General features: G+C 38.8%; 17 protein-coding genes. 7 read left to right on the top strand and 10 right to left on the bottom strand.

Translation table 11 applies throughout. The features are described 5' to 3' along the window. Positions 1-15: 15 nt before the first annotated feature. Genes JEP40_RS02310 through JEP40_RS02285 form a run of 6 tightly spaced genes read right to left on the bottom strand, consistent with a single transcriptional unit; the run spans position 16 to position 8071 of the window. Positions 16-1254, bottom strand: a complete 1239-nt coding sequence (locus JEP40_RS02310) for a lipase/acyltransferase domain-containing protein (protein WP_198622278.1) — start codon at positions 1252-1254, stop codon at positions 16-18. Positions 1255-1258: 4 nt separating this feature from the next. Further along, positions 1259-2677, bottom strand: coding sequence for an AmmeMemoRadiSam system radical SAM enzyme (amrS, locus tag JEP40_RS02305; RefSeq protein WP_198622277.1), 1419 nt, complete (start codon positions 2675-2677; stop codon positions 1259-1261). Between the two features lie 3 nt (positions 2678-2680). Next, positions 2681-4930 (bottom strand): penicillin acylase family protein, encoded by a 2250-nt coding sequence (locus JEP40_RS02300; RefSeq protein WP_198622276.1) that lies wholly within the window; start codon positions 4928-4930, stop codon positions 2681-2683. Beyond that, the gene (locus JEP40_RS02295; RefSeq protein WP_198622275.1) at positions 4927-5949 is read right to left on the bottom strand and encodes an NAD-dependent epimerase/dehydratase family protein; all 1023 of its coding nucleotides are present in this window, start codon (positions 5947-5949) and stop codon (positions 4927-4929) included. Before JEP40_RS02295 ends, JEP40_RS02300 begins: the two co-directional genes overlap by 4 nt. Before the next feature lie 5 nt (positions 5950-5954). Continuing rightward, positions 5955-7034 (bottom strand): acyl-CoA reductase, encoded by a 1080-nt coding sequence (locus JEP40_RS02290; protein WP_198622274.1) that lies wholly within the window; start codon positions 7032-7034, stop codon positions 5955-5957. Then, positions 7031-8071 carry a hypothetical protein gene (locus JEP40_RS02285; RefSeq protein ID WP_198622273.1) on the bottom strand — a complete coding sequence of 347 codons (1041 nt, stop codon included), beginning with the start codon at positions 8069-8071 and terminating at the stop codon, positions 7031-7033. Before JEP40_RS02285 ends, JEP40_RS02290 begins: the two co-directional genes overlap by 4 nt. Positions 8072-8696: 625 nt before the next feature. On the opposite strand from JEP40_RS02285, the gene JEP40_RS02280 reads away from it, so the two are divergent. From JEP40_RS02280 to JEP40_RS02270, 3 genes are all read left to right on the top strand, one after another. Further along, positions 8697-10565 (top strand): amidohydrolase, encoded by a 1869-nt coding sequence (locus JEP40_RS02280; RefSeq protein ID WP_198622272.1) that lies wholly within the window; start codon positions 8697-8699, stop codon positions 10563-10565. Between the two features lie 63 nt (positions 10566-10628). Next, complete coding sequence (locus tag JEP40_RS02275; RefSeq protein WP_198622271.1) at positions 10629-12227, top strand: MFS transporter; 1599 nt, start codon at positions 10629-10631, stop codon at positions 12225-12227. Positions 12228-12524: 297 nt separating this feature from the next. Beyond that, positions 12525-12815 (top strand): VF530 family DNA-binding protein, encoded by a 291-nt coding sequence (locus tag JEP40_RS02270; protein ID WP_198622270.1) that lies wholly within the window; start codon positions 12525-12527, stop codon positions 12813-12815. A gap of 40 nt (positions 12816-12855) precedes the next feature. Here the strand turns inward: JEP40_RS02270 and JEP40_RS02265 are convergent, their stop codons facing one another. After that, entirely contained in the window at positions 12856-14022 is a 1167-nt protein-coding gene (locus JEP40_RS02265) for a XylR family transcriptional regulator (RefSeq protein ID WP_198622269.1), read from the bottom strand. Positions 14023-14210: 188 nt separating this feature from the next. Here JEP40_RS02265 and JEP40_RS02260 point away from each other — a divergent pair, with 188 nt between their 5' ends. From JEP40_RS02260 to xylB, 4 genes are all read left to right on the top strand, one after another. Next, entirely contained in the window at positions 14211-15380 is a 1170-nt protein-coding gene (locus JEP40_RS02260) for a MalY/PatB family protein (RefSeq protein ID WP_198622268.1), read from the top strand. A gap of 6 nt (positions 15381-15386) precedes the next feature. Then, positions 15387-16862, top strand: a complete 1476-nt coding sequence (gene nhaC, locus JEP40_RS02255) for a Na+/H+ antiporter NhaC (protein ID WP_109408257.1) — start codon at positions 15387-15389, stop codon at positions 16860-16862. A 10-nt stretch (positions 16863-16872) separates the two neighbouring features. Then, entirely contained in the window at positions 16873-18189 is a 1317-nt protein-coding gene (gene xylA, locus JEP40_RS02250) for a xylose isomerase (protein ID WP_198622267.1), read from the top strand. Between the two features lie 72 nt (positions 18190-18261). Further along, positions 18262-19716: a xylulokinase gene (xylB, locus tag JEP40_RS02245; RefSeq protein WP_198622266.1), complete on the top strand. Its 1455-nt coding sequence runs from the start codon at positions 18262-18264 to the stop codon at positions 19714-19716. A 165-nt stretch (positions 19717-19881) separates the two neighbouring features. On the opposite strand, the gene JEP40_RS02240 is transcribed toward xylB, so the two are convergent. From JEP40_RS02240 to yegD, 3 genes are all read right to left on the bottom strand, one after another. Next, positions 19882-20145 carry a DUF3811 domain-containing protein gene (locus JEP40_RS02240; RefSeq protein WP_069369172.1) on the bottom strand — a complete coding sequence of 88 codons (264 nt, stop codon included), beginning with the start codon at positions 20143-20145 and terminating at the stop codon, positions 19882-19884. A 164-nt stretch (positions 20146-20309) separates the two neighbouring features. Then, the gene (locus JEP40_RS02235; RefSeq protein ID WP_198622265.1) at positions 20310-21335 is read right to left on the bottom strand and encodes a threonine aldolase family protein; all 1026 of its coding nucleotides are present in this window, start codon (positions 21333-21335) and stop codon (positions 20310-20312) included. Positions 21336-21451: 116 nt separating this feature from the next. After that, positions 21452-22804: a molecular chaperone gene (gene yegD / locus JEP40_RS02230; RefSeq protein ID WP_198622264.1), complete on the bottom strand. Its 1353-nt coding sequence runs from the start codon at positions 22802-22804 to the stop codon at positions 21452-21454. Positions 22805-22968 lie beyond the last annotated feature (164 nt).

Below are 22968 nucleotides of genomic sequence, written 5' to 3'. Positions count from 1 at the left end.
AATGCATTAATGTCATTAACGTTCTTTTCTTCTCTCTGTTGCAATATCAAAAGCTAAACTTCGTAAATTAGGTGTGTGGTTTATTAATGCGCGATGTGTTGACGCTTGGCTAATAAAGGCAAAGCTTTCCCCCCAAGGGTGTTGATATCTATCACGCACAATAGGCGCACGCCAATATTGCAACAATCCCTCTAAAGGAAGGTGATCGTCGCCGACTGTTAATGCCTGAGTGGCTAGTTGAGGAAATTCACGTTTAATATCTTTAGCTTGTAAATACCAACCTTCTCTTCCATAAATAGCGGCTTTTAACGTGATATTATTATCACTTAAATACCACACTTGGGGCACAGCTTGTTCATTTTTATTAATACCGGAAACCGCATCAGTAAAGCGTTTAGCACACTGTAAATTTTGTGCCAACGCTTCTCTTACTCGTTGATTCTGTGCTGAACTGATTGAGGTTTTATAAGGCCCTAAGTGATAGTGCTCCCAACACGTTTCATCATAGATATCAAAATCAGTCAACGCTCGCCCATAACTGTCTATGACTACTGGATTGGGGGGTAATAATTGATACACAAAAGGACAGCCACAGACATCATCAGATGAAAACCCGTGAAGATAACGACTTCCGGCATAATAGCCTGTCTCCATCATTGATAACGCCTGAAATGTACCGTGCCAAGGTGGGCCAAAGGCATACCACTTCGCCACTAATGCTCTATTTTCAGGAGTGGTATGACGTAACCAGTAGCGTATTGCGAGGTTAGATGCTGATTGAGCAATAAAAATAAAAGGCTGATTATCTCCAAAAACCGTTTTAAGTCGGTTAACTTCCCTATCAATGAGATCCACCAGCAATCGGTGATCGGCTCGCCAATCATGGGCAAGAAAAAACAGATCTTGCCCTTCGCGATAACCTAATGCTGTTTCAAGAACATCTTTAAGCTCTTGAGTGACCAATGTGCTCACTAAATAAGGAACAATCGAAAATGCGTGTAATTGCTCAGTGGCTAATACGCGAGGTGAATGCTGAGCGTTGGGATGCTCATACTCATAGTTACTTTTTGTAAAGACACTACGATGATCACCCCAAATAAAGGCCTGTTTTTGCCTATCAAAAAGCTTGGTTCCTAAAATACCTGGTAAATAGATAATAGGAAGATTCGGTACTTTATCATTGAGTTTTGCTTTGCGAATTTGAGCTGCAATAAGCTGAGCACGTATTAATGACCATCCTCTATTGAGTGGCATATTTTTAGCGTCCTTTTAATGGAATAAGGGTGATCGGTACATTTTCGCTCCCAAGATGGGTTTTTTCGGCTTCAGTAACAGGAAAATGAGCACGATCGTAAACCTCAAACAGCTGACAAGGTTCATTTTGGTGATGATAAAGACGTATTCCCTCAGCTTTAGGACTACTTTTTGACAGCATAAAGCGACTACAGCTATTGGTACTAATAGGACCTACTGGCTCACCTTGTTTTGTAATAAATTGATAGTAAATAGGTGACTCATTTTTTTGTTCAATATGGCAAGCTTGAACAGGACCACGGAAAGGATGTGTAATACAGATAAAATCCTCAGGAATATATTCTGATAATTTGTCAGTGTTAGCTCCTGCCCAAGGCAAGATAATCGAAGGTTGAAAATGACAATGAGGGCATCGCCCGCCATCTAAGTGAGATTGAGCAATTAACCCACTTCGCTTAACTAATAAGGTATGACATTCGGGGCAATAAGAGTTTGCGCTGTCTGTATCAAACACATTTCCGACATAAACATAGCGCATCCCTTCGTTTAAGGCTTGCTGGCGAGCTTGCTCTAAAAAGGGAATAGATGTGCGGTCGACATGACGATATTGGTAATCAGGGTGGAAACGAACATAATGTAATGGAATATCGGCATCAAGATGTTTGAGCATCCAATCAGTTACTTTTTTCGCTTCATCAAGAGAGTCATTACGCCCTGTCACACATAAGTTAGATACCTCAAGGTGAGGACTATTTGTAGATTTTCGCGCATCATAGACTTGTTTAATACCGTCAAGAACAGGCTGTAATCGCCCTCCTGTATGTTTACGATAAAAGCTATCTTGCATTGATTTTAATGAAATACTAAAGATATCCATTACACCAAGTAGTTCATCAATAGCTTTTTCGCTGATATAAAAAGCACTCTTATACAGATTTTTCAAACCATGTTCATGCGCCAACTTTGCCGTATCCATAACAAATTCATGCCAAACAATCGGATCGTTATATGTCCATGACAAAACACGAATATTATGTTTTAACGCATAATTGACTACATCTTCAGGGCTGTAATACGCCACATTGCTGTCTTGCACATAACGTGCTTGGCTTGTGCTCCAGTTTTGGCAAAAATCACAACGTAACATACAGCCAATATTACCTAACGATAAGATGCGTTCACCGGGTGCATAGTGATATACCGCTTCGGTTTCTATAGACTCTTGTGTCATCGGAACAGATTTACCGTAATTTAACGTAACTAAACTGCCATTCTCATTACGTCTTAGTTTGCAAGTGCCTGTACGGCCTAAATTAATTTTACAGGCTCGTGGGCAAAGTTCGCATTGAATACGATTGTTTGAGATCGGATGCCATAAACGTGCAGGATGTCCTGTTTGTTGCCATTGCTTCATTCTTACCATGAGTTATTCCTTTTTATCATTACAATGATGGTTATTTTCACGAAGTGGCAAAATAATTTTTTGTCGGGTACCTGTTTGCCAGCATTTCAAGACATGCCGTAATGACCAACAGAAAGGATGACCTTTTGCTGGTGTATTAATTAAATAATGACATTCACCTTGTGGTGTTAAAGAGGAAATCAGTTTAAAACCGGGACCAAACGTATATGGCTTGGTTTTAATGGTGTCGTTATTCCCTATTTGAGATTGCGTTAAAAAATCTGCATTTTGTCGTGTCGCGTGAACAGTTTCACGATTGCCACCTTGGTAGAGATAACGTCCGGTTAATAGACGATTAAGCCATAAAGGTTTTTTGATACTGTGCTGAAATTCAACATAAGGGCGTTCCATTTTTTTGCTAGCGATTAATGCACTGGCATAGGTTTCACGAATTAATATGGGTATCTCTTTTTCTTTGAACTGCCAGTTTTGTAAATGATGCTGCAAAATATTCAAAATACTCCAGCGACAACTTGGCCAAAAATCTGTATAGAGAGCGCGTGACCCTCTTTTTAATACCTTGCCTAATACCTTGTCAGTAAGATGTTGGATCCACACATCAAAAAATCGAGAGGCATTTAATTGTTGAGTATCGCCATCCCACTGAGAAAGAATTTTATCTTCAGGCACATAAGGGAGTAAAAAAGCGAGTGCTTGTTGGGCAAAAATATCTTTTTTATCATCTTGGAGTTGGCAAAATGTCTCAACAGTATGTTTTTTTGTTTGCTGAATAAGCGCTTCAATACGCAGTGCTCTTGTTGGGGGATGCCAGCGATTAGATAGCGCAGGTTTCCCATTAAAAAGAGACTCGCTATATTGATTGGCATAAAGAACATATCCCCGTTCAGGGTTATATTCGGCGGGTAAGTCATCAAAAGGAACATAGCCTTGCCACTGATGTAATGGCTCCGTTAGGCTCAGTACTAAACTGCCAATTTCACGATGACGCTTAGGAATATACCCCATACTCTGTAAGCCAATATCGCCGTGAGTATCTGCATATCCCACCATCATAGGGGAATTTTTCACATGTCTTAAAGCTTCTCTAAATGATGTCCAGTTATGGCATTTTGCGAGCTGATAAAAAGTAATATCACCACTTGGATCATCTAATGCAGGCCAACGTAGAAATAAACCATAGCCCGCCTTTTCTGACATCAATCGACCTTGTGAATACTCATAAGTCACAAAGGTATGTTGGCGTTTTGACGATACGCCAATGGTATGCGTTCTTTTCGTTAAAGGTTCCCATCCATTGACGGCCTCAACCTTCTCGTTTTCTAAATCAATACGCCCCCAATATAAATCTTGGTTATCTGCCATAATACCGACCATTCCCCAAGCTGCGTGAGAATTGCGCCCCACAATAATGCCTGGTGAACCGGGAAAGTGTGAACCCATTACGTTTAATCCTTCATCGCTTTCTAATCGACATAACAGATTAAAACTAGGGTTTACATGTCCCATATGTGGATCGGCAGCTAATATGGGTTTACCCGATGCGGTAAACGAGCCATTTACTGCAATTACGTTAGATCCCGTATCAGGTGAGGCTAATCCTAAGTGCTGTAGACCTTTTAATCCTTCTTTAAACGCAGCAATCACTTCAGGGTAATATTCCCCCTGTTCATTTAAAGGTAATGGTGGAATTTGATTGCCTTCAAGACTAAAGGTAGACAAAAGTTGTTGATGTTGAGATGTTGTTAGCCGATTCGCTAAGCGGGTATTAAATAACTCATATTGCCAAGCTGAGTTAATAAAGTATTTCAATTGCCCTAAGAGATAGCTATCTGTCGTGGTAAATTGCTCAGGTTGATACCGCAATAATAAGCATTCGATAGGCCTGATCTTTAAATCATTAATGGCTTGGTTAATACCTGCAATATATGCAGTGATATGTTGAAATTGAGTCGCCTGCCAGCTATCAGACGGTGCGTTTTTATCGTTGATCTCTGCAATTTTGGCGAGTTCCACTAATCCTAATCGACGTTGAAAAATATCTGTTCTAAGCGCGCCATTTCCCATGACTTCACTTAAGCGACCACTGGCAACCCGGCGCGATAAGTCTAATTGCCACAATCGCAAATAAGCAGCACCATAACCTTGACCATAGAAAACTGCATTATCTGTATCACCTCTGATACTTAATAGTTGCTCAGTTTCAAGTGATAGGAAAACTGTTCCCCATGGGCTGGTTAGTGTCCTTGGCTTCATTTTTGCTCCTTATTTATCAACGTCTGTTGATGAGCAATCTTGCGTGCATAATCCTTAAACTCAGTTAATGGCTCGCCTGCTGTCCATCCTAATAGTTGTTCTGCCTTATAAGATGAATAGGTATAAGAGCTTCCATCCATAATACGTAGTGCTTCACAAGAAAGGGGCATAGTAAGACCCAACATAGAAAGTTTATCCATCAACCATGCTAATGGCCGTAAACTGTGGCGATCTTTTGTAGGTAATGGTGGTATTTTTTGTATTTCACTTAATAGTGTGAATATTTCAGGCATAGAAAAAATATCGCCTGTAAAAAGAACGGTTTCTTGTGGTTTATCTAAGGCTAATAATCGTAATAATCCGTCACAAAGTCGTTCAACATGACAGAGTTGAAATGTGCTATTTGTACTGATTTGAAAAGGAATTTTTTTATTAAAAAATGCGGATAAAGTTTTGGCTAAAACGCTGTTATCGCCTTGTCCAAAAACACCGCCACAAATGGCGATTTTTATCGGCATACCTTGTTGCTGTTGGTGTTCAACGAATACGTGGGCAATTTGCTTGGTCTCTTCATAATAACTGCGAAAATAACCATTGTGACGATGAGTTTCATCACGTAATACACCCTGTGTTTCCCCTAATGCTGCCGTTGTGCTGGTATATAAAATTTGAGAGATTTGCGTTTTTTTTGCTTCATTCAGTAAATTCAATGTTCCTGTGACATTGGTTTGATACATTTTTTGATGTTCTGAATGTGTAGGCGCAATACCTACTCGATAATCAGCGGCTAAATGAATAATGATATCTTGTCCAATCAGCGCATCTCGATAGGTATCCGGTTGCAACAAATCTCCTTTCACCACCTTAATACTGTTTGGTAATGCTGGGCGATAAGGATAATTTTTACTGGGGTCTCGACATAATATCGTTAATTCATCACCAAGTTCTGCAAGTTTGGGTAATAAATAAGAGCCAATAAATCCACTAGCACCTGTGATAAATATTTTCCGTTTATTCAATGTTGTTATCCTTCTTTATTCACAAAGAACACCAGTGCGGCCAATATAAAAAAGCCATCATGCGTTGCTGTCATTGGGCGAGAATGCATCGTGCCAATGGGACAATAACGAGTGAAACAATAATTTTGCAGTGAAAGTGAAGAGAGATCGCCGTGATAAGCCAGCGTTTGTAAGCGTGCGAACCACTCTTTTTGGGCTAATTGCAAATGATGCTCCACTGAGCCAACAATCAATTGAAAACCGAAATTAAGCCAATATTGGGGCATAAATTGGGTGTGATAAGTGATCCCCCAGCCTGATTTTATATCATAAAGTGTGGGTTTTTCATGATTGAGTCGCTCACGAGACAATGAATACTCATGTGTTTGTGCCATTTGTTGAAGTCTTAGATTTTCAGGCAATGGCGGTAATGAAGGTAATGCGATAGAAAGTTGCTGATAGAGTTGTTCGGCACAGGCTCTATTCTCTAATAAAATAAAACGAGGTGAACTACAAACCTGCTGTCTAAACAAGCAAACATCATTTAACACCAAAGAAATATCAGGTAATGAATCCCCAAAAATAGCCATTCCACTTATTTTGGGGCCTAACTCAATTAATTTAATATGTGGGGGTGTTATTTGGCGATAATGTTGAATAAGTGCATCACCACCCGCTAATAAAATAGCTTCAATATCTTCAAGAACAAACTCATCGTTTTGATTTTCACTCGTCCAATTTAGAATTTCGCACTCGTTTTCATTTAAGCCTAAATAGGCCCGTAATGAATAAAGCCATTGTGTGGATAATCGTGCTTTTATTCTGATGGGGCTGCCAATTAAATAGCCTGCAAGCAAGGCTTCTAATGTGCCAAGAGGATCTTTTTCAGAGACGACAATTAATAACTTATTGGGCGCACGCCAGTTTTTATTTCCTAACTCATTAGCGACTTTTTGTGCTAGTACATCGCTATAAGCCCATTGCTTCAGACGTTCAAGACAGAATTTTTGTGTCAAAAGATCATCAGAAAATAGCCAGTTTTCATTAATGCAGTGTATTAAGCACAGTTTAATGTTTGCTAAACGAACAAGTATAGCTTCTATCATTTTATTTGTGCAGCGCAAGTGCCCTCTGGTGAAGTCGCTCTTCCAATATAGTGAATATAGGGTAATGAATGGCCACAAGCACATTGTGTTCCCCATACTCCTAAATCTTGGGTTAACAGTCGTTGAGAAGGCAGGGAATCAAAAAAAGGATTCTCAAGTTGAATAAAACCTGTTTTACCTTCTGGTGCCCGATCACCCGTTTCATCGATAATGGCAAAACGAGAATAAGCGGGAATATGGAAATGCCCTTCACTGCAACTAATGTAGTGTAGCGGATGCTCTGTCATGCCATAAATATCACGAATATCAACATTAGGAGCGTGTAAGGTTTCTTTTAATCCTTGGATAATATCTGGCCGTTCAAGTTGCTTTGTCATCCCTTTCCATCCCCCACCCGTTAGGCCTTTAATTGGTGATAACAGAGTGAAGGGCTCAGGTCGGCTTAAACATAAGTGCTCAAAGAAAAGTGTTAACCCAAGGATATAAATAGGCGCCGGATCGCTCGCCCAGCGTCGCAATGTTGACCATGCTAATTTTGTATCAAATTGGCCTTTTTCTGATACTGTAAAAATAAGTTCTTTAATCGGTGCACATTGAGTAAATTTTAAGAAAGCGGTGGCAAAACCAGCATGATCGCCAGATTGAGGATCGGGTGATAACATCAGAAAATGGGCTGGGTTTGTGGATATTAAACTATTGTGATAAAAAATCTGTGTCATTGCCGTTTCGATGCGCTTTAGGCTGACATCATCAAAGAAAACTTGCGTTTTTCCTTGTTGTCCCGTTCCTGAACTGTTTAGCCAAATACCATTACGATGTGTTGGCGTCGCTAACGCCATAGTTTTAAATAAATTAACGGGGATAACCGGTTGAGGTATTTTTTGCCATAGCAATTGATAATTAGCATTATATTGGCGATGCCATATATCCGCTTCATCCATAGATGCAGTAAAAAGAGCATCATCAAAACTATCAACAGCATAAGGTTGAGTAAGATTAACTAAACTATCAATTTTATGACGCCGTTTTTCTGACATGATGTATCCTTACATTGATAAGGGGTATACCAACATAGTCAGCAATTATTTTTACTTATTGAATGTAATTATTCTTAAAACAGAAAGGATGTGATTATATTTCACCATTCTTATGTTTTATATCACATTGTTTTATCTAGATTGAATTATCATAATCCGACAGTTAGTGTTTTTACTTAAAAGTAAGAAGAACGCCTTAAAAAATAAAGGTGTTCTTTTTTATGATAAATTTGTGTGGATCGCTATTTTGCGTGAAAGTAGCAGAGTTTATCCATTCACTTTTTTACGAACTCGATAATGGTATTGGACTGCGAATAGTTATCTCACATTGATAGCTCAACTGAATAAATTATAAATAGTAGGTGCTTTATTAAAAATCAATGAATTATATCATTCTTATCTTGTTCATTTTTTTTGTTGTCTTAAAGCAAATGTTTTAAATAGTAATGAAATAAACTTAAGCTACAATTTAATAAACCTGCTGGAATAAAAATAAAAAACTTACCTTCTTATTTTTAATTTATTTAAAAAAGAAATAGTTATCTATATTGCTAATAAAGCACGGCATGATCACGCCTTTTATTTAACAAAGAGTTAGTTCCTTTTAAATAGGAAATCAAAAATCATGAATAAAACTTTCGCGACCGAAATATTTATCAATGGTGAAATCCATACTCTTGATAAAGAAAACCCTATCGCTCAAGCGATAGCTGTACATCAAGGTAAATTTCTTTTTATTGGCTCAAATGATGAATCGATGCAGTTTCAAAATGCAGAAACAAAAATCATTGATCTAAAAAATCACATTATTATTCCTGGCCTTAATGATTCACATCTTCACCTGATCCGTGGTGGATTAAATTATAATCTTGAATTACGTTGGGAAGGCGTCCCCTCTCTTTCTATAGCCCTTGATATGTTAAAGGCACAAGCACAAGTAACACCGTCACCGCAATGGGTGCGTGTTGTTGGTGGTTGGAGCGAGTTTCAATTTGCAGAACGCCGTATGCCAACGCTAGCCGAAATTAATGCAGTCTCTCCTGATACACCCGTTTTTGTATTACACCTCTATGACAGTGCATTACTAAACAAAGCGGCCCTGCGTGCGATTGGTTATACCAAAGAGACACCAAATCCACCGGGTGGTGAAATTCAACGTGATGAACATGGTAACCCTACCGGATTATTGATAGCAAAACCCAATGCCATGTTGCTTTATTCTGCTTTAGCAAAAGGCCCTAAATTACCTCTTGAGTATCAAGTAAATTCAACCCGTCAATTTATGAAAGAATTGAATCGTCTTGGTGTAACTAGTGTCATTGATGCGGGTGGTGGTTTTCAAAATTACCCTGAAGATTATCAAGTCGTTGATGAGCTTGCCAAGAATAACCAATTAACTATTCGTATTGCTTATAACTTATTCACTCAAAGGCCTAAACAAGAATTTGAAGATTTCAAACAATGGACATCAATGGTATCACCTGGCGATGGTAGTGATTTTTATCGTCATAACGGCGCGGGTGAAATGTTGGTTTTTTCTGCGGCTGATTTCGAAGACTTTTTACAACCAAGGCCTGATCTTCCTGAAAATATGGAAGCCGAATTAGAAAAAGTGATCCGTCATTTAGTCGAGCATCGCTGGCCATTTCGTTTACATGCCACTTATAACGAATCTATTAGTCGTATGTTAGATGTCTTTGAAAAAGTGAATAAAGATATTCCTTTCGATGGATTACATTGGTTTTTCGATCATGCTGAAACCATCAGTGAAAAAAATATTGAACGTGTTAAAGCGCTTGGCGGTGGATTAGCTATTCAACATCGTATGGCGTTTCAAGGTGAGTATTTTGCACAACGTTATGGCACAAAAGCACTGAAACAAACCCCGCCTGTCGCCAAAATGCTAAATGCACAAGTACCGGTTGGATTAGGTACAGATGCCACCCGTGTTGCCAGTTATAATCCGTGGACGGCGCTTTATTGGTTAGTTTCAGGGCGTACTGTGGGGGGGATGCAAATGTATGACGGCGATAATCGTTTAGACAGAGATACGGCGCTCATGCTATGGACGATGGGAAGTTCATGGTTCTCTAATGAACAGGGTAAAAAAGGTCAAATTAAAGCAGGTCAACTTGCCGATTTTATTGCTCTTTCTGCCGATTATTTTCGGGTACCTGAAAATGAGATCAAAGCAATTGAATCACTTTTAACCGTAGTAGATGGCAAAATTGTATATGCAAATGGTGATTTTTCATCATTAACACCACCTTCTATTCCTGTATTACCTGATTGGTCGCCAGTGATCAAAGTACCGGGTCATTACTCTTACTTGCAACAAGAAACGAAAACAGCGGTATTAAATCAGCTACATCAATGCTGTGGTGCTTGCCATGTTCATGGGCATCAACATGATATTGCTCGCCAATCATCCATTCCTATTTCAGATGATAACGCATTTTGGGGAGCTTTAGGCTGTTCTTGCTTTGCATTCTAATTTTTATGATAACGATGGCCGATAATTATTTACTGGCCATCTCAAACAAAGAGAGATAAGACTATGGCAACGCAACATGCCTCTGCGTGGTCGCCCTTACGTAATCGTATTTTTTTCGTATTATGGATGGCTACGCTATTTTCTAATATTGGTACTTGGATGAATGATGTGGGCGCCGGTTGGTTGATGACAAACCTAAGTCCTGACCCCGCTATGATTGCAGCTATTCAAGCCATGACGACATTACCTGTTTTCTTATTGGCACTTCCAGCAGGAGCAATTGCTGATATTTTTGATAAACGAAAACTGCTTATTTTTGTCAACATTTTAATGCTCTTTGCTGCCACATTATTAGCTACTTTGGTTTATTTCGATGTTATCAGTATTGGTTGGTTATTATTAATTACCTTTGTTTTAGGCTCTGGCGCCGCGTTTTTAGGCCCTGCATGGCAAGCAATTGTGCCAAGTATTGTCGAGCCTCATGAATTAAAATCGGGTATTGCATTAAACAGCATGGGAATTAATATCAGCCGTGCTATAGGCCCCGCTCTTGCGGGTATTTTGATTTCTCAAGTCGGTCTTTATTTACCATTTTTACTTAATGCCTTGAGCTTTATCGCCATTATTCTTGCTGTATGGTGGTGGGAAGGTGAAAAAAAAGAAGAGGAAAAACTACCTGCTGAATCTGTTGTGGCTGCGATGATCTCCGGTTTACGCTATGCACGTTATAGCCCTGCGTTGATAAAAACGATTATAAGAGCAGCCAGCTTTTTTATTTTTGCGAGTGCGTATTGGGCAATGTTACCACTAGTCGCACGAGTCTCACTACACGGTGATGCGACATTATACGGTTTATTAACGACTAGCATTGGTATTGGCGCAGTGGTTGGTGCATTTAGCTTATCAACATTGCGTGAAAAATTGAGTACCAGTACGCTGATCGCCGTTGGCACCATAGGTACTGCATTGGTGTTATTTATTTTTGCTAGCGCGACTTCAAAATATTTAGCTATTTTTGCCAGTATGCTCGCTGGATTTAGCTGGATAATCACCCTTTCCACATTAATGGTTTCAGCACAAACGGCATTGCCTAATTGGGTGCGAGCTAGAGGCCTTGCGCTCTATTTAACTGTGTTTTCTGGCTCTATGGCATTAGGATCTCTTGTGTGGGGGCAAATCGCTTCACATACTTCAGTGACGATAGCTTTGCTGTGTGCAACGATTGGGATTATTTTAGTTTGGTTATGTGTTTTACGTGTCAAATTAGAACATGACAACATCAACTTACAGCATTCAGAACACTTTATTCTTGATGATGGACTTATTGAGATCACAACGGATAAAGGCCCTGTGCTAATTACTGTAAATTATCAAATTGAAACTATTCACCATGAGCAATTTCTTAGTTTGATGGAACAATTAAAAACAATTCGTTTAAGAGATGGCGGTTATTCATGGGGACTTTTTATTTCATCTGACGCCATTACGGAAAATAATATTCAAACTTATATGGAAACCTTTATGGTATCTTCGTGGGCCGAGCATCTTCGTCAACATGATCGCGCGACAATGGATGATAAACAGTTACAACAACAATTAGATAGAATAATTAGCACTAAAAAAGTGATACACTCTTTTTCTGCTTTTTCGCGTAAGAAGTAATTAATTAACTAAGCCATTAAAACTTATTGGATTAGCTTAATGGCTTGGCTTAATAAATGTTTTATTGATAAACAATTTTAAGATCTAATGTGACATTTGCTGTACCCGGAAAAACGTCTTTTGCCATTTTTTTGTAATAATCTCTAAAATTAACAGTCACTTTATCCTCATTTTTTATAGGATTAATCACGGTATTACGTTCATTTAATTCTATCCATTTTATTGATACTCCCTCGGCTTTCTTGTACTCTGCTCCGCTTCTTACCTTGAAATTAATAATACGTATTTGAGAAAATCATGACAGGACATAATTCTAAAGATCCGCTACATGGCGTCACTCTTGAAATGCAGGTAAATGCGTTGGTGGCTAAATATGGTTGGGCTAAATTAGGCCAACTTATCAAAATTAACTGCTTTAGAAGTGATCCTAGTGTGAAATCAAGTTTGAAATTCTTGCGTAGAACCCCTTGGGCTCGCGCTGAAGTAGAAGCGCTCTATCTGGATCTTCTTGAAGTTGATATTGATGACGTGATTGAAGTTGTCGACCATCCTGATTGTGATCCTTGGGCGAATAGCCGTCGAAAGTAAAATGCAATAAATCGATAAAATAATACCGAGAACATTATTATCACTCATCCCTAAACTCTTTCGGCGTCATACCAAATTCTTTTTTAAAGATAGAGTAAAAGTATTGCAATGACGGATAGCCACACATCACGGAAATTTCTTGGATTGCAAGCGTTGTTGTGGCTAATAAATTTTGAGCTCGTTTGAGTTTCTCTTCATAAATAACAGTATGAATTGTCTTGCCAATTTCCTTTTTAAACCGTTGTTCTAAATTAGAACGCGACATATTAACAGCATCTAAGACTTGTTCTGTTTTTATGCCTTTACAGGCATTGTAATAAATATAATGCATAGCTTGTACAACAGTGGGATCGTTAAATGAGTGAAAATCAGTTGAGCGCCGTTCAACGATTTTAACAGGAGGAACTAATATTCTTTGCTGTTTATCTATTACGTATCCTTCCAGCGTTTGATGTAATAACTTTGCCGCTAAATATCCCATTTGTCGTGAACCTTGCACAACAGAAGATAATGCAATACGAGATAAATAGCGCGTCATATCCTCATCATCAATTCCGATAATGCTTATTTCTTCAGGCACATTAATATTTAAATTGTCGCAAACTTGTAATAAATGACGCGCTCTTGCATCGGTGACAGCAATAATCCCTGTTTGTGGCGGTAAAGTTTGTATCCAATCAGATAAACGATTTTGCGCGTGTTGCCAATTTTCTTGTGTAATATCCATACCGTTATAAACAATACCTGGATATTTTTCACTGGTAACTAATTGGCGAAAGGCGTGCTCTCGTTCATTAGACCAGTGGGGGTGATCTTTCGCGGGCAAACCATAAAAAGCAAAATGCTTAAGTCCTTTCTGTTTTAAATGCAAAAAGGCTTGTTGAACTAATTCATAATTATCAGTGGCGATATAAGGTACAGGAGGATAATTTTCTTCTTGATGATAAGAGCCACCTACACCAATAACTGCTAACGATGATTGGCTTAAATGCTTAGCAATAATGGGATCGTCAAAATCTGCAATAATGCCGTCACAAACCCAGTGATTAATATTATCCAGTCGAGTACGGAAATCTTCTTCAATAAAGACATCCCAATGGCACTGTGATGCCTGAAGATATTCTCCAACCCCCTCAACTACTTGGCGGTCATACACTTTATTAGCATTGAATAACAGCACAATACGAAAGTATGTATCTTTTTTCATTTTCGTTTACCTATTCCCCAAGGTTGGCATTAAACCATAGCTTTAGATTTGTAAGAACTTGCTTTCATCGCTATGTGATTACTATCACACAAGCCAAATTTCGTAATAGCAAAGTAAAAAATAGGAATAACCAATGTTAAGAACAACGAGTATTTTGTTTTTAAACACGATTGCCGAGGAGATTTTTCATGTATCAGAATAACTTTAATAAATTAATTTCTAGGCAAAATACCTATAGCGCAAAATGGTGTAATAGTAACGCCAATGTTATTCCATTATCTGTTGCAGATATGGAAATTGCTGCGCCTGATTTCATTACAAACAAACTTGCTGAATTTAATCACAAGGGAATTTATGGTTATACCGATCTTAGCCATGATTGGAATAACGTTGCTACTAATTGGTTTAAAAGCCAATATCAATGGGCTGTTGCCCCTGAGACGATTGTATTTTGTCCTCGTGTTATACAAGCCGTTTCACTTTATATCCAGAATTTCACACAAATAGGCGATAAAGTTACAACACTGTCTCCGGCTTATCACCCTATTAGTAATGCTGTTTGTGTAAATAACCGTGAGTTATTAGAAAGTCCGTTAATTTATCGTGACGGCTACTATGAAATTGATTTTGACGATCTAGAAAATAAGTTTAAACAATCTGTCTGTTTTATGTTGCTTTCACCACACAATCCGACAGGTACGGTATGGCAACAAGCTGATTTAATAAAAATAGCGAAGCTTGCACAAAAATATCACGTTTTTATTATTTCTGATGATGTGCACGCAGATTTTGTCTTTGATAATGCTATCTATCACCCTATTTCATCCTTAAACACCTATGTAGAACAGCACTCTTTTATTTGTACGTCACCAGCTAAAACCTTCAATTTAGCAGGGCTAGAGATAGCGAATATTGTGATTGCTAACCCTGAATATCGTGAAAAATTTAAACAGTGCTTGATTGCCGCGGGTATTCATAATCCAGGGTATTTTTCTGTTCCCGCTTTTTTACAAGCCTATACCTTACAAGGCCAACAATGGCTTGGTGAATTAAAAACGTATCTTGCTGATAACCGACGTTGGGTAAAAGAACAATGTGAACGTTACTTTCCCGATTGGGTTATCACACAAAGTCATGGCACCTACATGCTATGGATTAATTACCAAAAAATGCAGTTAACCGAAGAACAATTAAAACATTGGTTTGTTTCATTAGCCGAAGTGGAAATGAGTTGGGGGCGCGGTTTTGGTGCGGTTGGGGATGGTTTTTTCCGCATTAATATCGCGACACCTCGTTCAATATTAGAAACCGTTTTCACTCGGCTTATTCGTACCTTACCTCACGCCAGTTTGGAATAAATTACAATGAAAACGCAAACGATAAACAGCCCGAGAACGCCTACGCTTCTTGAATCACTCTTTCCTATTCTCACTATGGTGGTGTTATTAGGAGGAGGCTACGCCGCTTTTGATTTACCACCAGAACCTTTAATGGTGCTTTCGACCGTTGTGGCTGCACTGTTAGTAAAACGGTTGGGATATCGCTATGACGAGATCTTAACAGCTATTTCGCAAAAGATAGCTAAAACCATGCCAGCATTGTTGATTTTAATTAGTGTGGGCTTGTTAATAGGTACATGGATGATTGGTGGCACTATTCCATTGATGATCTATTACGGCTTGAAAATGATCAGCCCAGAAATGCTATATGTTACAGCATTATTGGTCACGTCATTGGTGTCCGTATGTACGGGAACGTCATGGGGCTCTGCGGGAACCATTGGTGTCGCTTTTATGGGCGTTGCAGTGGGTATGGAGGCAAACCTTGCAGCAACAGCAGGTGCGGTGGTTGCAGGGGCTTATTTTGGTGACAAGCTTTCACCATTATCAGGTGATACTAACCTTGCCGCAATGGCAGCGAGGATCGACCTATATCAACATATTTGGCACTTACTTTATACTACTCTGCCTTCGCTGATTTTAACGGCGATTGTGATGACTGTTTATGGCATGAATGGCGATTTAGCGGGTCAAGGCGTGCCAGAAAAAGTGACATTAATTACAAATGGTCTTGAGAATGTTTATAACTTCAATCTTATTCTTCTTATTCCAGTATTAGTGATTTTATATGGTTCAGTCACGAAAAAACCTACTATCCCAGTGATGTTAGCTTCTGCCGCAATTGCAATGCTTAACGCTTATCTTATTCAAGGTTTTGGTTTACATGACATCGTAAAAAGTGCAGTTGATGGCTTTAATGTCTCGATGATCCAAGGTAAAGAAGTTCCTGAATTATTAGGTAATTTACTAAATCGCGGTGGCATGAACTCCATGATGAGTACACTGCTTATCTGTTTCTGCGCCCTCTCTTTTGCTGGTACTTTATCATTAAGTGGCGCATTAGAAGTGATTGTCCACGCATTATTAAAAATGGTGCACTCAACAGGTTCAATGATCTTAGCCACCATTGCTTGTGGACTCACCATGATTGGTGTGACCTGTAATGGACAAATCTCAATCCTTATTCCTATCGAAATGTTACGTGGTGCCTATATTGAACGAGGCTTACATCCTAAAAATCTGGCGCGTACTGTAGAAGACTCCGCCACTATCTTTGAACCTATTTTACCGTGGACTGCCGCAGGTGCTTATATGGCGGGTACGTTAGGTGTTGCAACCTTAAGTTACTTACCTTGGGCTGTATTGTGCTGGAGTGGCATATTTTTCGCCATGCTGTGGGGTTTTACGGGCTTTGGCATTGCCAAATTAACACCAGAAGAGCAGGAAGAAATGACTGCTGAGCTTGGATCACATTCAGAATTACAACTTGATACTAAATAAGGACGGTTCCATGTCTTACTTTGATAAAATTGAACAAATTCAATATGAAGGCACAACAAGTGATAACCCATTAGCGTTTCGTTACTATGATCCTAATGAGATTATTTTAGGTAAACGAATGGAAGATCACCTAAGATTTGCTGCTTGTTATTGGCATAACTTCTGTTGGAATGGTTCTGATATGTTCGGTATCGGTACTTTTGATAGACCGTGGCAAACACCCGGTGAAGCTTTAGAACAAGCTAAGCGTAAAGCCGATGTAGCCTTTGAGTTCTTTCATAAGCTCAATGTTCCTTTCTATTGTTTTCATGATGTTGATGTTATTTCTGAAGGTAATAGCATTAATGAATATATTTCTAACATGGCGGCAATCACCGACGTATTAGCGAAAAAACAAGAAGAAACTAACGTTAAACTGTTATGGGGAACAGCAAATTGTTTTACTAATCCTCGTTATGGTGCGGGCGCAGCAACGAATCCTGATCCTGATGTTTTTGCATGGGCCGCAACACAAGTGTGTGAAGCGATGAAAGCGACAAAAGCACTGGGTGGCGAAAACTATGTGTTATGGGGCGGGCGCGAAGGTTATGAAACCCTGCTAAATACCGATTTACGCCAAGAAAGAGAGCAAATTGGTCGCTTCATGCAGATGGTGGTCGAGCATAAACACAAAATTGGTTTCCAAGGCACATTACTGATTGAGCCAAAACCTCAAGAGCCAACAAAACATCAATATGATTATGACACTGCAACTGTTTATGGCTTCTTAAAACAGTTTGGTCTTGAAAAAGAAGTGAAAGTAAACATTGAAGCAAACCACGCGACATTAGCAGGGCATAGCTTCCATCATGAAATTGCTACTGCGATTGCGTTAGGCATTTTAGGCTCTGTTGATGCTAACCGTGGTGATCCTCAATTAGGTTGGGATACTGATCAATTCCCAAATAGTGTAGAAGAAAATGCACTAGTCATGTATGAAATTCTTAAATCAGGTGGCTTTACTACTGGTGGGTTAAACTTTGATGCTAAAGTTCGTCGCCAAAGTAATGATAAATATGATCTATTTTACGGACATATTTCAGGAATGGACACAATGGCAATGGCATTACGTATTGCGGCAAGAATGATCCAAGGTGGTGGTCTTGATAAATTCACGGCACAGCGCTATTCAGGTTGGAGTGCTGAATTTGGCCAAAATATCCTACAAGGTAAATTAAGTCTTGAAGATGTGGCAAAATATGCACAAAGCAATACCTTAGCGCCACAGTTACAAAGTGGACGTCAGGAAATGCTAGAAAGCTTAGTCAATCGCTATATTTTTGGTTAATTGCATATATGTAATAACACAGCGGTTTTCCGCTGTGTTTATTGATAAAAGACAGCATCATGAGGTAATTTCATGTATTTAGGGCTAGATTTAGGCACATCAAGCGTTAAAGCGATTGTTATGAATGAACAAGGTGACGTTGTCGCCAGCCATTCGGTTTCTTTAGCAATATCGCGCCCTTACCCTCAATGGTCAGAACAAGATCCACTACAATGGTGGCAAGCAACGGAAGAAGCTATTCTCCAGCTTGGACATCATTATCCGATGGAACAAATAGAGGCAATTGGGCTAAGTGGGCAAATGCATGGTGCCGTTTTACTTGATGCTCAACAAATGGTTTTACGCCCTGCCATATTATGGAACGACGGGCGTAGTTTTAAACAGTGCCAAGCACTTGAAACACAATTTCCCCAGTTTAAAAAAATCACCGGTAATTTAGTGATGCCAGGATTTACGGCACCTAAATTGCAGTGGGTTGCTGAAAATGAACCCGATATTTTTCAACGTATTGCACATGTTTTATTACCGAAAGATTTTTTGCGCTGGAAGATGAGTGGTAATTTTGCCAGTGATATGTCAGATGCTGCAGGTACGCTTTGGTTGGATATGCAAAAGCGTGACTGGAGTGATGAACTTTTAGGTGCAACAGGATTAGCTCGTCGGCAGATGCCAACATTGTTTGAAGGGGACCAAATCACAGGTTATCTATTAGCTGATGTGGCTAAAAAATGGCATATGAAACAAGTGCCTATTATTGCTGGTGGCGGTGATAATGCAGCGGGAGCAATCGGTGTTGGGGTTTATCAACCGGGTCAAGCAATGCTCTCTTTAGGTACTTCTGGGGTTTATTTTGTGGTAAGTGAGCAGTTTCTACAAAATAGCGATAATGCAGTACATAGTTTTTGTCACGCCTTACCCAATACTTGGCATTTAATGTCAGTGATGTTAAGTGCGGCATCATGTCTTGATTGGGTGTGCCAATTGACAGGAATTGAGAGTGTGAGTGCGATGTTTGAAGAAATTGAACACGCCACTTTTGCTGATAGCCCTCTACTCTTTTTACCTTATCTTTCAGGTGAACGAACACCTTATAACAACCCTAATGCCAAAGGCGTATTTTGGGGATTAACCCATGAACATCAACGGGCTGATTTATGCCAAGCTGTTCTTGAAGGTGTGAGTTTTGCATTACGACAAGGGATTGAAGTTGCTGATAATGCCGGACAATTAGCCAATAACATTACGTTAATTGGCGGTGGTGCCAAAAGTGAATATTGGCGACAACTGCTTGCAGATATTACAGGAAAAGATCTCGATTATCGTCAAGGTGGTGATGTTGGCCCTGCGCTTGGTGCAGCAAGACTTGCACAATTAGCAGTAAACCCTGCTCATTCATCACAAGTTATTCTTTCTCAACCTAAGCTTGAAAAACGTCATACACCCAATTTAGAAAAACATAAAACATACGAAAAAAAATATCATGCTTTTAAAAAGCTATATTCATTAATTAATACAATGGAAATATAGCAATATCGCGTCAATTTCAGGGAAATACCTAAAGCCACTCAATAAAGAGTGGTTTTATTTTTTCTTATTTGGATATGGATACAGAAAAAATAAAGTAGTTAATTGAAAATACAATCTTTAAAGTAATTCCTTGCTAGTAATCGAGCTTACTAGCAAGGCAAAAAATTAACGATAGCCACTACGGTGGTTTTTGGCTGACCAACTATAAGTTTCATCACTAGGGGCTAATTTCTGTTTTTTCTTGAGGGCTTGTGCTTTTTTGGTGGCTTTTTCAACTTCGAGGGAGATTTCGGTAATAATGGAATCTTTGGTTCTGTTCATTTCAGCATTAGTTAATTCACGTCCGAACTTCTTTTTCTCTTGAGCTATTCGGGTTCTTACTCGCATTTGTTGGGCATCTGTCATTTCTTGGAGTGTCAGTTTCTTCATTCTATTACCCTACCTATGTTGAGTGAGGAGGTATTAATATAACATTATTAAAGTACCTCTCCATCATTATATTTAAATTTGGGGTAATTAACCTCTTATTACATTAAAAATGCATTACGTCTGAATAAGTGCGTAATGCATAAACAATAACTTTAAATAAAAAATTAAACTAATTGAAGAAATGCGACTTTAAATCCATCAATATCTTGCTGTGTTGTTGCCCAGGAAGTACAAAGACGTAAACAACTAAGATTAGGATCTTCAAGTAAAACACGATGAAAAACAAATTGTTGAGTTAATTTTTCTGCAATCGTATTTGGTAGAATAACAAAAACTTGGTTAGATTCTGGCGGTGCTAAAAATTCAAAACCTTGTGCAGTAAAGAATTCAGTTAATTGTGATGCCATTTCATTAAGGTGTTTACCTAATTTAAAATAGAGATCATCTTTAAATAAAGCTTCAAATTGCGCACCTAATAACCAGCCTTTTGCTTGTAATCCACCCTTTTGTTTCAAGCTAAAACGAAAGTCAGTTTTCAATGTAGGATGACAAATCACTAAGGTTTCAGCTGACATTGCGCCAATTTTAGTACCACCAATATAAAAAGCATCGGTTAAGCTGGCGATATCTTCAATAGTCAGATCACTTTGTACTGACATTAATCCTGTGGCTAAACGAGCACCATCAAGGTACAACCACAAATGATGCTCGTCACAGAAATCACGAAGTGCTTGTAGTTCTGCTTTGCGATAAACCGTACCAATTTCAGTGGCATTTGTAATATAAACAAGCTTAGGTTGAACCCAATGTTCATCGTTATGTTCAGTGAGAATAGGTTTTAACAATGCGGGGGTTAATTTACCATCAGTCGAAAATGTGGTGATGACTTTATGCCCTGTCGCCTCAATAGCGCCGGTTTCATGTGTTGCGATATGTCCAGTACTCACAGAAATAACAGCTTGGTGTGGACGTAAAAAATGAGAAATCGCAGTTAAATTAGTGATGGTACCACCATTAAAAAAGTGAATATCCGCATCAGGCTGTGCAATACGCTGTTTTATTGATTGAGCAGCTTGATGACAAAGCTTATCCATGCCATATCCATCATAGCGTTGACCCACCGTATCTGTGATTGCCTTCATGACCGCGGGATGTGCAATTTCATTATAATCATTTTGGAAGCGGTACATGTTGTTCTCCTGTTGAATGTTGTATTTTTTTACTGTGTTTTTATAAATAAAAACGCCCCACATCTAATCAATACACCAATTAAATGTAAAGCGTTTTAATATATTGAAAAAGTAAGTTATTTAAAGCAAACCTCACCCCAGCGGGCTAATCCTGCGGTAACCGATCCAAAATCATTCCCTTTCACAATAGGAATATTAGGTAATTGTTGCTCTATTGCTTGGCATAAAATCGGTGAACGTGCTGAGCCACCTGTCATAAAGATTGCATCCGGTTTTATTCCCCCTTGTTGAACAGCGTCATTAACTAATTCAATCATTTTACTTTTAGGAGATTCAATCGATTCTACCATTTGTTCACGCTTAATGGTGCATTCTAATGTTTCACTTAATAAGGCGATATTAGCCATATATTCAGGAGAATCTGATAAGGCAATTTTAGCCTCTTCAGCACGTCGAACAATGCTATAACCCAGTGTTTCATTATACACTTCGATTAGACGAGCTATTTTTTCAGGCTCTTTTGCATCTCGTCTAAGCTGATTTAATGCGGCCAAGTTTTGACGAGAATAAAAATCTTTTTGCGCTTCGACATTATTAATCGCGATGGGATCCCAGAATTGTTTCAGCGGTAATTTAATACCAGAAGACGTTAATCCTGTCATACCGAATAAAGGCATAAGTTGTTTAAAAGCAAGATAAATATCAAGATCATTACCACCAACACGTTGTCCACTATGGGCAAGTAAGGTGTTTGAACGATCAGTTTTACCTCGGTAGCTGGGGCCCATCTGAATTAATGAACAGTCAGTTGTACCACCGCCAATATCAACAACCAGCACTGTTTGGTCTTTATTTAAGGTTGATTCATATTCAAGCCCAGCCGCCACGGGTTCAAATTCAAACATAATATTCTTAAAGCCAGCTCTTTTCGCTGCGCGGATAAGAATACTTTCTGCTTGTTTATTTGAAGTTTCACCACCTAGCCCATTAAAGTTAATTGGTTTGCCAATAACGGTACTTGTAATTGCTTCTTGTGTGCTTTTTTCTGCTTGGTGTTTAATATTCGCCATCATGGCGCACACTAAATCTTCGAAGAAGCTAATTTGTATATCATGTAAGCCAGAAGCCCCTAAAAAGGATTTAGGTGATTTAACGTAATAGACATCACGAGGATCACGTAGATATAAACTTAGTGCAGATTGTCCGAAAAGAATATCTTCAGGTACTAATTCAATATCTTCTTCTCGATTGAATGCAATGGATTTTCTTAGTAATTGTTCACCAACTTCACTAGAAGGTTTAATATTTAAATGCCGAAATAAGTGTTCAGAAACAGACTCGCGGGTTGGCGCACAAAGGGTTGATGGAATATACACATCGTTACCTTCTAAAGGCAAAAGAGTCGGTTTTCCCTCTTTCATGATTGCAACAGAACAATTCGATGTTCCATAATCAAAGCCTATAAACATTCAGCCTCCCCAATAGACTTCATTAAAAAAAAGACTGAGCACTCTACATCAAGACTTTTGCAATTACCACCAGATTATAAAGTCAAAAAGAGCGCCAATGAGACAAGTAATTTAGTGCATTAGTGGCTTATAATATTTTTAATAAAATTAAGACGGTTATAAAA

Source organism: Proteus vulgaris (assembly GCF_016239305.1).
Lineage (GTDB): Bacteria > Pseudomonadota > Gammaproteobacteria > Enterobacterales > Enterobacteriaceae > Proteus > Proteus vulgaris_C.
The sequence above is the reverse complement of the archived record's forward strand: the minus strand, read 5'-3'. Positions and strand labels throughout refer to the sequence as shown.